The 12,531-nt window shown below is 57.6% G+C and carries 15 protein-coding genes; 10 read left to right on the top strand and 5 right to left on the bottom strand.

The features are described from left to right. The first annotated feature begins 5 nt into the window (after window positions 1-5). From AC0V6V_RS03650 to AC0V6V_RS03630, 5 genes are all read left to right on the top strand, one after another. A complete protein-coding gene (locus tag AC0V6V_RS03650) occupies window positions 6-668 on the top strand; it encodes a nitroreductase (RefSeq protein ID WP_486164093.1) in 663 nt (220 codons plus the stop codon). A gap of 107 nt (window positions 669-775) precedes the next feature. Further along, on the top strand, window positions 776-2,221 hold the full coding sequence (gene cysS / locus AC0V6V_RS03645; RefSeq protein WP_486164092.1) for a cysteine--tRNA ligase: 1,446 nt from the start codon (window positions 776-778) through the stop codon (window positions 2,219-2,221). 124 nt (window positions 2,222-2,345) lie between these two features. Beyond that, on the top strand, window positions 2,346-3,284 hold the full coding sequence (locus tag AC0V6V_RS03640) for a D-2-hydroxyacid dehydrogenase (RefSeq protein ID WP_486164091.1): 939 nt from the start codon (window positions 2,346-2,348) through the stop codon (window positions 3,282-3,284). 90 nt (window positions 3,285-3,374) lie between these two features. Next, the gene (locus AC0V6V_RS03635) at window positions 3,375-5,030 is read left to right on the top strand and encodes an acetolactate synthase large subunit (RefSeq protein WP_486164090.1); all 1,656 of its coding nucleotides are present in this window, start codon (window positions 3,375-3,377) and stop codon (window positions 5,028-5,030) included. A 27-nt stretch (window positions 5,031-5,057) separates the two neighbouring features. Next, window positions 5,058-6,497, top strand: coding sequence for an aldehyde dehydrogenase family protein (locus AC0V6V_RS03630; RefSeq protein ID WP_486164089.1), 1,440 nt, complete (start codon window positions 5,058-5,060; stop codon window positions 6,495-6,497). Here the strand turns inward: AC0V6V_RS03630 and AC0V6V_RS03625 are convergent. Both AC0V6V_RS03625 and AC0V6V_RS03620 read right to left on the bottom strand, forming a co-directional pair. Further along, window positions 6,494-6,928 carry a hypothetical protein gene (locus tag AC0V6V_RS03625; protein ID WP_486164088.1) on the bottom strand — a complete coding sequence of 145 codons (435 nt, stop codon included), beginning with the start codon at window positions 6,926-6,928 and terminating at the stop codon, window positions 6,494-6,496. The genes AC0V6V_RS03630 and AC0V6V_RS03625 overlap by 4 nt on opposite strands. Further along, window positions 6,918-7,199, bottom strand: a complete 282-nt coding sequence (locus AC0V6V_RS03620) for a hypothetical protein (protein WP_486164087.1) — start codon at window positions 7,197-7,199, stop codon at window positions 6,918-6,920. Before AC0V6V_RS03620 ends, AC0V6V_RS03625 begins: the two co-directional genes overlap by 11 nt. 166 nt (window positions 7,200-7,365) lie before the next feature. Here AC0V6V_RS03620 and AC0V6V_RS03615 point away from each other — a divergent pair, with 166 nt between their 5' ends. Then, the gene (locus AC0V6V_RS03615) at window positions 7,366-8,064 is read left to right on the top strand and encodes a S24 family peptidase (protein ID WP_486164086.1); all 699 of its coding nucleotides are present in this window, start codon (window positions 7,366-7,368) and stop codon (window positions 8,062-8,064) included. A 31-nt stretch (window positions 8,065-8,095) separates the two neighbouring features. Here AC0V6V_RS03615 and AC0V6V_RS03610 read toward each other — a convergent pair whose 3' ends face one another. Next, window positions 8,096-8,533, bottom strand: a complete 438-nt coding sequence (locus AC0V6V_RS03610) for an HAD-IA family hydrolase (RefSeq protein WP_486164085.1) — start codon at window positions 8,531-8,533, stop codon at window positions 8,096-8,098. Then, on the bottom strand, window positions 8,523-8,723 hold the full coding sequence (locus AC0V6V_RS03605) for an HAD hydrolase-like protein (RefSeq protein WP_486166204.1): 201 nt from the start codon (window positions 8,721-8,723) through the stop codon (window positions 8,523-8,525). The genes AC0V6V_RS03610 and AC0V6V_RS03605 overlap by 11 nt, the downstream gene beginning before the upstream one ends. A 148-nt stretch (window positions 8,724-8,871) precedes the next feature. Between AC0V6V_RS03605 and AC0V6V_RS03600 the strand changes: the two genes are divergently transcribed. Further along, complete coding sequence (locus AC0V6V_RS03600) at window positions 8,872-9,513, top strand: MBL fold metallo-hydrolase (protein WP_486166035.1); 642 nt, start codon at window positions 8,872-8,874, stop codon at window positions 9,511-9,513. A 12-nt stretch (window positions 9,514-9,525) separates the two neighbouring features. Here the strand turns inward: AC0V6V_RS03600 and AC0V6V_RS03595 are convergent, their stop codons facing one another. Then, a complete protein-coding gene (locus tag AC0V6V_RS03595) occupies window positions 9,526-9,921 on the bottom strand; it encodes an MAPEG family protein (protein ID WP_486164083.1) in 396 nt (131 codons plus the stop codon). Between the two features lie 220 nt (window positions 9,922-10,141). Between AC0V6V_RS03595 and rpmF the strand changes: the two genes are divergently transcribed. From rpmF to AC0V6V_RS03580, 3 genes are read left to right on the top strand one after another with little or no spacing between them, the layout of a single operon-like run. Then, on the top strand, window positions 10,142-10,318 hold the full coding sequence (gene rpmF / locus AC0V6V_RS03590) for a 50S ribosomal protein L32 (protein WP_486166203.1): 177 nt from the start codon (window positions 10,142-10,144) through the stop codon (window positions 10,316-10,318). A gap of 29 nt (window positions 10,319-10,347) precedes the next feature. Then, window positions 10,348-11,448 (top strand): phosphate acyltransferase PlsX, encoded by a 1,101-nt coding sequence (plsX, locus tag AC0V6V_RS03585; RefSeq protein ID WP_486164082.1) that lies wholly within the window; start codon window positions 10,348-10,350, stop codon window positions 11,446-11,448. Continuing rightward, window positions 11,445-12,422: a beta-ketoacyl-ACP synthase III gene (locus AC0V6V_RS03580; RefSeq protein WP_486164081.1), complete on the top strand. Its 978-nt coding sequence runs from the start codon at window positions 11,445-11,447 to the stop codon at window positions 12,420-12,422. Before plsX ends, AC0V6V_RS03580 begins: the two co-directional genes overlap by 4 nt. Window positions 12,423-12,531 lie beyond the last annotated feature (109 nt).

Genomic DNA, 12,531 nt, shown 5'->3' with positions numbered 1-12,531 from the left:
GAGTAGTGAACGTAACCGAAGCCATCACATCCCGCCGCTCTGTGCGTCAATTCACCGACCAGCCGGTCGAGCTAGAGACGATCCGCCGCGTAATGGACACCGCGCGTTGGGCGGCATCGGGATGCAATTACCAGCCGTGGGAAGCGACCGTGGTTACAGGCGAGGCGCTTAAGGAATTGCAAGCCAAAATCACCTCCACCCCACCGCAAAAACTGGAGTATGATTGGGACGCACCCAAGCAAGAAGACGCCTACAAAGACCGCCTCTACAGTCTCGCGGAGGGCATGTTCGATGCGATGGGCGTCGCGCGCGATGATGGGCCTGCGCGCATGGCCGCGATGGGCCGCAACGCCACCAGCTTCGACGCGCCCGCCGTCATGTTCGTCTATTTTCCGCGCCTGATGAAAGAGCCGCAATGGTCCGATACCGGCATGTGGTTGCAGACGGTTGCGCTGCTGCTGCGCGAAGAGGGGCTCGACAGCTGCTTTCAGGAATTCATGGCCTATTACGCCGATGTCATTCGCGAACATCTTGGCCTCGATCACGAACGCTATATGTTCTTTTGCGGGATGGCGATTGGTTACCGCGATCCGGATGCGCCGGTGAATAATTTTGAACGTGAGCGTGTGCCGCTCGGCGATCAGGTGAAGTTTTTGGGGTTTGAGTAGCTTCGTCACTCCAGCGAAAGCTGGAGTCTAAAACTGCAAAGCTGAACATTACCGCCTAAGATCCCAGCTTGCGCTGGGATGACGCAAGAGGCAAAGCGCGATGCGAAATGACTGACCTCAAACTCTTCAATTCGCTCACCCGCGAAATCGAACCCTTCCGCCCTGTCCACGATGGCGAGGCGCGCGTCTACACCTGCGGGCCGACGGTCTATAACTATCCGCATATCGGCAATATGCGGGCCTATGTGTTTGCGGATATTCTGGGGCGGACCCTGTCACACAAGGGCTATGACCTCACGCACATCATCAACATCACAGATGTTGGCCATCTGACCGATGACGCGGATGCGGGCGAGGACAAGATGGAAAAGATGGCGTCTGAAAAGGCGCAAAGCATCTGGGACATCGCGCAGCATTACACAGAGGCCTATTGGGCGGATGTGAAGGCTCTGAATATCCGCCAACCTGCCAAATGGTCGGTCGCGACGGATTACATCGAAGAGATGCTGGAGTTCGCAAAAGGCATCGCGGACAAGCACTGCTATGAGCTAGATAGCGGGCTCTATTTCGATGTCTCAACCATCGAGGATTACGGAAGGTTGGCGCGTGCTGTGACCGAGGACGGCGAAGGCCGGATCGACACAGTCGAAGGCAAGCGCAATGCGGCTGACTTTGCGATTTGGCGCAAGACACCCGCTGGCGAAAAGCGTCAGATGGAATGGGACAGCCCGTGGGGCAAGGGCGCTCCCGGCTGGCACCTTGAATGCTCGGTCATGGGTGAGAAACTGCTTGGTTTTCCGTTCGATATTCACACTGGCGGCATTGATCACCGCGAAATCCATCATCCCAATGAGATTGCGCAGAACCAGGCGTTTTGCGGCTGCGGCGGGCTATCCGATGCGCGCAATTCTGGCGCGAATATCTGGATGCACAACAACTTTCTGGTTGAGCGCTCTGGCAAGATGTCGAAGTCTTCCGGCGAATTCCTGCGCCTGCAATTGCTGCTCGACAAAGGCTATCACCCACTCGCCTATCGGATGATGTGCCTGCAAGCGCACTACCGCAGCGAGCTGGAGTTTTCGTGGGAGGGGCTGACCGCCGCGCTCACCCGGTTAAAGCGGATCGTGATGCTGGTGGAACGTCTCGCCGATGCGCCAAGCGGCGGCGCGACCGATCACCCCAAATTTGCACCTGTGCTGGAGAAGTTTGAGACCGCAATTGCCGATGATCTCAACACGTCGATCGCGCTGACGGCCTTGGAAGATGCGCTCGCAACCAAGAAGGTTGATGCAGGGGTCAAGCGCGCGGTTGTTGAGCGGATCGATAGCGTTCTGGGTCTCGGCCTGTTTGAACTTGCGCGCACGGACCTGCGCAACCGACCGAAAGACGCAGTGATCACCGAAGCAGAAATCGACGCAGCGTTCGAGCGCCGCAAGGCTGCGCGCGCGGAGAAGGACTTTGCGGCTTCCGACGCTATCCGCGATGAGCTTGCGAAGCAGGGCGTCGAAGTGATGGACGGCGACCCGCTGGGCTGGGAGTGGAAACTGTCGTAATTCGTCATTGCGAGCCGCAGGCGAAGCAATCCATGGACTAAGCTTGCGTACCGGTGCGGCGTTGGGCCATGGATTGCCGCGTCGCCCACCGGGCTCCTCGCAATGACGAGAAAAGAGAGAACACATGACAACCCTCGCCATTTCCGGCCTGATCCGGCCATTGCTCGAGCCGCAATTGCCCGGCGATGTCGATGTCCGCTGGTTCATGACGCACGAAGAGGCGTTGGAGGCCGTGCCCGAGGCGGAGATTGGCTGGTTCGACATGTATGATCAGGCGGCGATGGCCGATACCCTGCGCGCGGCGAAGAAGCTGAAATGGCTTAATTCGATCTATGCGGGGCTCGATTTTCTGCCGCTGGATATCCTGATTGAGCGCGGGGTTACGGTCACCAATGGGGCCGGAATCAACGCTATAACCATCGCCGAATATGTCGTGATGGGTATGCTGAATATCGCCAAGGGCTACCGCGATGTTGTCCGCGCGCAGGAACGACGCGAATGGTTGCAAGACAGCCCGGGCAAGCGCGAGCTGCACGGATCAAAGGCTTTGCTGCTCGGCTATGGTGCGATTGGCAAACTGATCAAACCGCGCCTTGAAGCGTTTGATGTCGATGTGACCGTGGTTCGCCGCTCCGGCGGGGAGGGCGTGCTGACCCCGGATGAATGGCGCGCAAAATTGGGTGAGTTTGACTGGATCATTCTGGCGGTCCCGGCCACGTCTGAAACCGACGGAATGATCGGCGCAGATGAGCTTGCGGCGATGAAATCGGACGCCGTCATTGTAAACATTGCGCGCGGCGCGGTGATCGACCAGCCGGCTTTGATTGAGGCGCTACAAGCCAAGACAATCGGCGGGGCGTTCTTGGACGTTACTACGCCTGAACCGCTGCTGGATGATCACGTGCTGTGGACGCTCGACAATGCGCATATCTCCATGCACCTGTCGGGCCGTGCTCAGGACAAAATGTTCATCCGCAGCGCAGCGCGCTTCCTTGATAATCTTGCAAAATATCGCCGCGGAGAACCGGTTGCGCCGATTTTTGATCCGGTGCGCGGGTACTGATTGCAGTCCAGAACAGGCACCGCCAAAAATGGCTGAAACAATAGGCAATCTCAGCCATTGTGTTTTTGAAGCTCCTAGGAGAACGCAGCGATGACCAACACTAAGAAAGCCTCCGACCTTTTTATCGAATGTCTAGAGGCGGAGGGTGTTGAATATATCTTTGGCGTGCCGGGCGAGGAAAATCTCGATTTTCTAGAGAGTTTGTCCAACTCCGATCAGATTAAACTGGTGCTGACCCGGCACGAGCAAGGCGCCGGCTTTATGGCCGCGACTTATGGACGGCACACAGGTAAGACCGGCGTGTTTCTGGCAACACTAGGGCCAGGTGCGACCAATATGGTCACTGCGATCGCCTATTCGCAGCTCGGCGGAATGCCAACGCTGGCGATCACTGGGCAAAAGCCGATCAAGAAATCCAAGCAGGGCCGGTTCCAGATCCTCGACGTGGTCGATATGATGGGGCCGATCACGAAATACGCTTATCAGCTGCACGCAGGCGACAATATTCCCAGCCGCGTGCGCGAGGCGTTTCGTCTGGCTGAAGAGGAAAAGCCCGGCGCGACGCATCTCGAATTGCCTGAGGACATCGCCGAGGAGCCAACCGATTCAGTGCCCATCGCCCGCTCGGTCGCGCGCAGGCCATCGGCCGAGGTCAAAGCCGTGCGCATGGCGGTGGAGGCATTGGAAGCCGCGCAGCGCCCAGTGCTGGTGATCGGTGCCGGTGCCAATCGCAAGATGACCAGCAATATGCTGGGTGAGTTTATCGAGAAGGTGCAGATCCCCTTTGTCACCACGCAAATGGGCAAGGGCGTGATTGATGAGCGGCATCCGCTGTTCCTCGGCTGCGCTGCCTTGTCTGCCGGTGATTTCTGCCACCGCGCGATTGAGGATGCGGATCTCATCATCAATGTCGGCCATGATGTGATCGAGAAACCGCCGTTCTTCATGAACGACAGCAGCGCGACCGTGATCCATGTCTCGACCAAGACCGCAGAGGTCGACCCGGTCTATTTCCCTCAGATCGAGGTGATCGGCGATATTGCCAATGCGATCTGGCAAATCAAAGAGGGCGCGACCAAACGCGATGGTTGTTTGTGCGAACGAATGCTGGAGTATCGCGCGGCAGAGGTCGACCATTCCAAGCCGCTGGAGGCGGACAACCGCTTCCCCATCTTCCCGCCGCATCTGGTGCGCCAAGTGCGCGAGAGCATGCCCAATGATGGCATCATTTGCCTCGATAATGGGGTCTATAAACTGTGGTTTGCACGCAATTATACCGCGTATCTGCCGAACACGGTCCTGCTCGACAATGCGCTGGCGACCATGGGGGCTGGCCTGCCGTCAGCGATGATGAGTGCGATGCTATATCCGGATCGCAAAGTCATGGCGATCTGCGGCGATGGCGGCTTTATGATGAACAGTCAGGAGATGGAAACCGCGGTACGTTTGGGCCTCAATATGACTGTGCTGATCCTGCGCGATGATGCCTACGGCATGATCCGTTGGAAACAGGCGAATATGGGTTTTAAGGATTATGGCCTGACCTATGGCAATCCCGACTTTGTAAAATATGCCGAGAGTTACGGCGCGCATGGTCACCGCGTGACCAGCAGCGAGCATTTGACTGACCTGCTTGCCCACACGCGCGACGCGCCGGGCGTCCATCTGATCGATTGTCCGGTCGACTACAGCGAAAACGATCACATTTTGAACCATGAGATCAAGGAATTGAGCGCGAAGCTCTGAGCCGAAGCCCCCAATCAGGATATCCCCATGCCTCAACTCAAAGACACCTATCCGCTCTATCTCAACAACAAGGCTGCGCAGCCCAATACCGATTTGGCGGTGACCGACAAATACACAGGCGAGGTCGCCTTCCGCACCGCGCTCGCCACGCCTGAGGTGATTGATGAGGCGATTGCGGGCACCGTGCGCGCAGCCGCGCCAATGGCGAAGCTCGCCAGCTATGAGAAGCAGGACGTGCTGATGCACTGCGTTGCGCGGTTCAAAGAGCGGTTCGACGAGCTTGCCTATTCGCTGTGCGTCGAGGCGGGAAAGCCGATCAACGATGCCGAAGGTGAGGTCACCCGCCTGATCGATACCTTTCGCATCGCAGGCGAGGAGGCCGTGCGCAATTACGGCGAGGTTATGCCGCTCGATATTTCGGCGCGAGCCAAAGGCTATCAAGCGATGTGGAAACGCGTTCCTATTGGGCCTTGCAGCTTTATCTCGCCGTTCAACTTTCCGCTCAATCTCGCCGCGCACAAGATTGCGCCCGCCATTGCAATGGGCTGTCCATTTGTGATGAAGCCCGCGAGTAAAACGCCGCTTGGCGCAATCATCATGGGCGAGGTTTTGGCCGAATGCGATGTGCTGCCCGAAGGGGCGTTTTCGATCCTGCCAGCCAGCCGCGATGGCGCGGATCTATTCACCACCGATGAGCGGTTGAAACTCCTCAGCTTTACCGGCTCTCCGGGCGTTGGCTGGGACCTTAAGGCCAAGGCTGGCAAGAAGCCGGTTATCCTGGAGCTCGGCGGGAATGCCGCTGTCATTGTCGATCACGATGCCGATCTGGATGATGCGCTGGAGCGGATTATTTTCGGCGCGTTCTATCAGTCCGGGCAAAGCTGCATTGGCGTGCAGCGGATCATCATCCACGCCGATATCTATGACCGCTTCAAAGACATGCTGGTTGCGAAAACCAAGACGCTGATCGCGGGCGACCCGAAAGACCGTGACACGTTTATCGGCCCCATGATCTCAGAGAGTGAGGCGACGCGCCTTAAGGGCTGGATCGACGATGCGGTCGAGGGCGGGGCGGATTTGCTGACCGGCGGCGGATTGTCGAACGGCAATATGCTGGAGGCGACGCTGCTCGAAAATGTCCATCCCGATGCGGCGGCCATCAATGAAGAGGCTTTCGGCCCGCTTGCGATCCTGCAGAAATTCACCGACTTTGATGCTGCACTGGACGAAGTGAATCGCTCCAAATTTGGCCTGCAAGCGGGCATCTTCACCCGCGACCTGTTCAAAATGTACGACGCCTGGGACGAGCTTGATGTTGGCGGTATCGTCGTCAACGATGTGCCGAGTTACCGCGTTGACAACATGCCCTATGGCGGGGTGAAAGATTCAGGCCTTGGCCGCGAAGGTATCCGGTTCGCCATGGAAGATATGAGCGAAATCCGGAACCTCGTGGTGAGGCGGAATTAGCTCTCCTCGAGCAGCAACAGCACCGCCGTCACCTGCATTTGCGGCTCCGGTGTGTAATTGCTCTCAACGCTCGATATCGTTGCATCGGCGACAAGCTGGCTGGGTATGTGAAATTCGTGCTCGGGCAGGGCGGCGATAAATTCCTCCCCGACCTTGCAGGCAGTGATCCCGTCAAATTCCAGCACCAATTCGTGACGCGACCCGGAAAAGGTGATCGATGCCCAGGGCTTTTCTTCGTGAGTGAGCAGATTGCCGTGCCCACCTGCGAGCTTGAGCAATGCCTCGCGCACCCGGTCGCTGGTCGTGCGCCGGGGGCGATAACGCCGCGCTCGCCGTACGGCCTGCGCACTCTGCGTGGCTGGCGGCGTGTCGATCATGTCTGCTGGAACATCGATCTGGCCGCTGTCGGCGGATTTGGTTTCAATAAGCATGGGCGATATCCTGACCAAGGTTTTGAGCGAGTTTCATGCCGAAGGTTCCGGCGCTATAGCTTGGGGCTTGGCCGTTGCGGGGCCGGAAGCTGCCGGGTGTTGCCTTGAATTCCGCCGGAGCGTTTGCGCACTCGGTGGCTGCGCCGATATAGTCCGACATCCATTGGCGTGTGCGCGCTTCGGTGGCGGCGCGCGGCGTGCGGCCCATCCGCAAATCCAGCACAAAGCGCGGGTCATGCGCAGCCAACCGTCCGAATTTTGTGGCTGGCATATCGTGGTCCCTCAGGAACTTTTCAATCACTCTGATCAGCATGTGATTTCCCCTTCATCTGACACCAAAAGAGCGAATCATCCTGCTTCGAATCGCTCAATGTTCATTAAATGTTCCATTCAATTTCCTACTTGTCTAGGAAAAATCTTGCGTGTAGGAAGGAAAAATGAGGAACTCAGAGAAAAACAATCCATCCGACCCGCGTCAGCGCCTGCAGGACTTGTCAAAGGAGCGGGGCACGAGCCTTGCGAATCTGTCGAAAATGCTGGGGCGCAACGCGAGTTATCTGCAACAATTCATCACGAAAGGCTCTCCTAAGAAGCTTGAAGAAAATGACCGCCGCGTCCTTGCGCAGTTCTTTGGCATTGCTGAGGCGGAACTGGGCGCTCTGCCTGGTGGTTCGAAGGAAAATTCCTACACTTCGTCTGCGGCGGCACAACTGGGCCGGGGCATGAGCGCGAAAGTGTGGGTCGATGTGCCGCGGCTTGATATTGGGGCCTCGGCCGGACCGGGTACTTTGCCCGATTCAGAAGAGCCCTATGATGCGTTCCAATTCTCACGCCGCTGGCTGACCGAGCAAGGGCTTGAGGGGGCCAAGCTATCCGCGATTACGGTGACGGGCGATTCGATGGAGCCGCTGCTGCATGATGGTGACGAAATCCTGGTCGACCGCGCCGAGCGTCCTTTCAGAGACGGTGTGCATGTCGTGCGGCTGGGCGATAATCTGATGGTGAAGCGCGTCGCTAGCGCTGGGCCGGGCCGGCTGGCGTTGATCTCGCAGAATCTCGCCTACCCGCCGATTGATGTGGCGGCGGAGGAATGTGAGATTATCGGCCGCGTGGTTTGGAAAGGCGGACGGATTTGAGGGTCGATCCTTCGGAGCGCTAGCTGTTCATTCATAGCAATCCGACAATTTCGTGATGGCTAGATACAACTAGCGACGCCCCATTCGCGAGCAGTCGATCCCCGAGACCCTGATCTGCGTGGCCACCTCCAACAAAGCCAATGGGCAACATGCCTGCCGCGCGCGCTGCTCGAATGCCGTTGATGCTGTCTTCGATCACAGCGCATCGCGCTGGCGGGACTTCAATCTGCTTAGCGGCATGAAGGAACAGGTCTGGTGCGGGTTTCCCGGCGCTTACGGCATCAACCGAATAGATGTGGGGCGCGAAAAGCTTAGTGAGGTTCGTGATCTCCAGCTTCTTGACTAACTTATCCGTTGGAGCAGAGGATCCGACTGCAACTTTACCTGAGAATGCCTCGATTAGCTGCGGCACGCCGTCAAGCGGCTGAAGCTCAGTCTCAATTCGAGGCTCTGTGCGTTCATGCAACATAATCCGACGCCAACCGCGCGTAGAAATCGGGATAAGACAGCCCGACAAAGCGCGAAAGGTATGCCTCGCGATCGTAAGACAACCCAAGCTCAGTGAGCATTTCTCGCTCGACCTCAATGTGGATGACTTCAGAATTGACGAGCACACCGTCATTGTCGAAAATTATGGCTTTGCAAGTTGATAGGTCCATAGCTCGGCAACATCTCCCACAAGTATTGTAGCAATACACGATTAGGGTTCCCAGATCAGGTCGCAAGCTCATATGTGGCACTAGCTTGCAATCCTTAGCGCACGCCGCCACATCTCGGTCTATGACTGAACAACCCAAAACACCGCCGATGAAAGCCGCGATTATTCCGGTGACGCCGCTGCAGCAGAACTGCTCGCTAATCTGGTGCACGAAGACGATGCGCGCGGCGTTGATTGATCCTGGCGGTGATCTGCACAAGCTGAAAGATGGCGTGGCGAAGGCCGGTGTGACTCTGGAGAAGATCCTGATCACTCACGGCCATCTCGATCATTGCGGTCAGGCTGGCATGCTGGCTGAGGAGCTGGGCCTCCCAATCGAAGGGCCGCATAAGGATGATCTGTTTTGGATCGAGCAGCTCGACAATGACGGCGCGCGCTATGGCATGGAGGCCAAGAGCTTTGAGCCGGATCGCTGGCTGGAGCATGGCGACACCGTCACCGTGGGCGAGTTGACATTGGATGTGATCCATTGCCCCGGCCACACACCTGGCCATGTGGTGTTTTTCCATGAACGAAGCCGGTTTGCAGTGGTCGGAGATGTGCTGTTCCAGGGTTCAATCGGGCGAACTGATTTCCCGCGCGGCAATCATCAGGACCTGATCAATGCGATCACACAGCGCCTTTGGCCATTGGGCGAGGATGTAATGTTCATTCCCGGGCACGGCCCGACCAGCACCTTTGGTCAGGAACGCAAAACGAACCAGTTTGTGAGCGATTACGTTCTGTCTTAATGCAGGCGGGCTCTAAATCACCCGAAGCACAACAAGCGTCGCGGCGACTGCCAACCCGAGCTGTGTAAGCAGCGTGATGATCGTACCGATAAACCGGCCTTTGCTCAGGCTACCACCGTCCATGCCAAACCCGTGCGCCACGCGGCCAAGCATATAGATGCCAGCGACATAGGCGAGCCATGTTCCGCCTCTGCCTGAAAGCTCAATCGCGGCGATCAGGATCAGCACGAAGGCCGTGTTCTCAACAAAGTTCAATTGTGCCCGCATCCGACGCTGGACTTGTTCATTTCCGCCATCGCCGACAAAGACCTGCGTTGCGTTTCGAACTTGCCCAATCCGGATTGATAGCCAAATGTTCAAGATCGCAGCCGCAGCCGCGGCGGCCAAAGTCACCGGAAGCGTAATCATAAATAGTTCCCTCAAAACGTGATATTCGGGTGCTAGGCGGGTCAAGAGCGGCTTGCAACGTGCGATTTTTGCGCTATAGCGCGCGGCTTGCCCGGCGGTATTGGCTTGGATTTTCGTACGAGGGAAAACTTGTGCGGCACGATAGCTTACCCTAAGGGATCATCATATTGATGCGTAACACTGCGCAAAGACACAGTTTATTTGAGAAACAGGTGCCGGAATGGCTGTCCCTAAGAGAAAAGTATCCCCACATCGCCGCGGCAATCGCCGCGCACACAATTCGCTGAAAGTAGAAGCGTTTCACGAATGCAACAATTGTGGCGAGCTGAAACGCCCTCACAATCTGTGCCCGCACTGCGGGTTCTACAACGGGCGTGAGGTTGTCGCAGTCGTTTAGGCGGCAGTGACTTTGACGGAGAACCAGCCATGAGCCTGCCGCGTATCGCTATTGATGCGATGGGCGGTGATGAAGGCGTGCGCGTAATGGTTGAAGGCGCTGCGCTGGCGCGCCGCCGTCATGAAGATTTCCAATTTCTGTTGGTAGGCGATGAGGCGCGGATCGAAGCCGCGCTCGAGGCGCATCCTGCCCTACGCAGTGCTTCTGAGATCCTCCATTGCGATGATGTCATCGGTGGCGATGAATTGCCGAGCCGGGCCATCCGCCGCGCAAAGACCACAAGTATGGGGCTGGTCGTCAACGCTGTAAAAGTGGGCGATGCCGGCGCTGCGGTCAGCGCGGGCAACACCGGCGCATTGATGGCGATGAGCAAGATCGCCCTGCGCACGATGCCGGGCATAGGACGGCCCGCCTTGGCAGCTTTGCTTCCCACACTTGAAGAACACGATGTCGTGATGCTCGACCTTGGCGCAAATACCGAGGCGAATGCTCGCAATCTGGTGCAATATGCGGTGATGGGCGCTGCTTATTCGCGGATCGTCAATGGCTTTGAACGGCCGAAGGTCCGCCTGCTCAATATCGGCACCGAAGAAATTAAAGGCACTGACGCTTTGCGTGACGCGGCCGCTCGTTTGCAAGAAGCGAGCGAAGCCAGTGATGGCGGGCTCGCGCTGCAATTTGATGGTTTTGTCGAATCCGACAAGATCAATCGCGGCGAAACCCACGTCGTTGTGACCGACGGTTTCTCCGGCAATATCGCCTTGAAAGCGATTGAAGGCTCCGCGCGCTTCGTCACCGACCTGCTGCGCAATGCCTTTACCAGTTCACTACGCTCTAAGATCGGCTTTCTGGTCTCACGACCTGCGACCGAGCTGCTGAGGCATCATCTCGACCCGAACAATCATAATGGCGCAGTGTTCCTGGGCCTGAATGGCGTCGTCGTGAAAAGCCACGGCAGTGCGAACGCAGCGGGCGTGGCCAATGCCGTCGCCGTGACCGCCAGCCTGCTGAAAAACAACCTGACACAGCGGATTTCGCAAGGACTGGCTGAACTCGGCGAAGATGCGCTCAAAGAAAATGGCAATGGCGCCGCGAAGATCGAAAAGCCCGATAGCGAGGCACCTGCGTGACGCGTTCCCGCCTGCGCGGCACGGGGTCGGCATTGCCGGCGAACGTGGTCACCAATGCAGAGCTTGCCGAGCGTGTCGACACCAGCGACGAATGGATTGTGGAGCGCACCGGCATCCGTCAGCGCTACATCGCGTCGGACGGCGAGACGACTTCAACTCTAGCAACCGCAGCCGCGCGGGCTGCGCTGGATGACGCCGGCATAGCGGCAAGCGAGATCGATCTGATCGTTCTGGCCACCGCCACACCGGATAACACTTTTCCTGCAACCGCGACTAAGGTTCAGAATGCACTTGGCTGCAATGGCTGCATCGCATTTGATGTCGCGGCGGTTTGCTCCGGCTTTCTCTATGCGCTCGCTACTGCTGATTCGATGCTCCAATCGGGCATGGCAAAGCGCGCTTTGGTGATCGGCGCGGAAACGTTCAGCCGCATTCTTGATTGGGAAGATCGCACCACCTGCGTGCTGTTTGGCGACGGGGCGGGAGCGATCGTGCTTGAGCGCGATGACGCTACCTCCAGCGACAGCGCTGGCGCGGCTGGCATCATCTCCACCCGCCTGCATGCCGACGGCGCGCAGCACGATCTGCTGTATGTCGATGGCGGGCCGTCCACGACACAGACGGTTGGGTATTTGCGCATGAAGGGACGCGAGGTGTTCCGCCACGCTGTTGTCAATCTCGCCAGTGTTCTGCATGAAGTCATTGAAGATGCTGGTATTTCAACCGATGATATCGATTGGGTTGTCCCGCATCAGGCCAACGCTCGTATCCTTGATGCGACCGCGCGCAAGCTTGGATTGCCCGCTGAAAAGATCGTGGTGACGGTTGATCAGCACGCGAATACGTCCGCTGCTTCGGTCCCGCTCGCGCTGGATACGGCGCGCCGCGATGGCCGGATTAAGGATGGCGATCTGGTCATGTTAGAGGCGATGGGCGGCGGCTTTACTTGGGGTGCCAGCCTGATCCGGATTTAGTCTTTTCGCCGTCTGGCGTTCAGACAATGTGCACAATTTTGCAGCAATATTCACCGGCAAGTTGCGAAAATTGCGTGATAACTCTACTACTAGGCTACGCTTTGTGGTC

It is taken from the genome of Erythrobacter sp. S249 (assembly GCF_057364975.1).
Note: the sequence above shows the minus strand (reverse complement) of the source record. Positions and strands in the feature narration are given on the sequence as shown.

Excerpts from the sequence above, each read along its gene's own strand:
- AC0V6V_RS03620 (WP_486164087.1), bottom strand. The coding sequence starts at position 7,199 with ATGCCAGCCACAAAATTCGGACGGTTGGCTGCGCATGACCCGCGCTTT.
- AC0V6V_RS03600 (WP_486166035.1), top strand. The coding sequence starts at position 8,872 with ATGAAAGCCGCGATTATTCCGGTGACGCCGCTGCAGCAGAACTGCTCG.
- cysS (WP_486164092.1), top strand. The coding sequence starts at position 776 with ATGACTGACCTCAAACTCTTCAATTCGCTCACCCGCGAAATCGAACCC.
- plsX (WP_486164082.1), top strand. The coding sequence starts at position 10,348 with ATGAGCCTGCCGCGTATCGCTATTGATGCGATGGGCGGTGATGAAGGC.
- AC0V6V_RS03610 (WP_486164085.1), bottom strand. The coding sequence starts at position 8,533 with ATGTTGCATGAACGCACAGAGCCTCGAATTGAGACTGAGCTTCAGCCG.
- AC0V6V_RS03630 (WP_486164089.1), top strand. The coding sequence starts at position 5,058 with ATGCCTCAACTCAAAGACACCTATCCGCTCTATCTCAACAACAAGGCT.
- AC0V6V_RS03595 (WP_486164083.1), bottom strand. The coding sequence starts at position 9,921 with ATGATTACGCTTCCGGTGACTTTGGCCGCCGCGGCTGCGGCTGCGATC.
- rpmF (WP_486166203.1), top strand. The coding sequence starts at position 10,142 with ATGGCTGTCCCTAAGAGAAAAGTATCCCCACATCGCCGCGGCAATCGC.
- AC0V6V_RS03615 (WP_486164086.1), top strand. The coding sequence starts at position 7,366 with ATGAGGAACTCAGAGAAAAACAATCCATCCGACCCGCGTCAGCGCCTG.
- AC0V6V_RS03635 (WP_486164090.1), top strand. The coding sequence starts at position 3,375 with ATGACCAACACTAAGAAAGCCTCCGACCTTTTTATCGAATGTCTAGAG.
- AC0V6V_RS03640 (WP_486164091.1), top strand. The coding sequence starts at position 2,346 with ATGACAACCCTCGCCATTTCCGGCCTGATCCGGCCATTGCTCGAGCCG.
- AC0V6V_RS03625 (WP_486164088.1), bottom strand. The coding sequence starts at position 6,928 with ATGCTTATTGAAACCAAATCCGCCGACAGCGGCCAGATCGATGTTCCA.
- AC0V6V_RS03605 (WP_486166204.1), bottom strand. The coding sequence starts at position 8,723 with ATGGACCTATCAACTTGCAAAGCCATAATTTTCGACAATGACGGTGTG.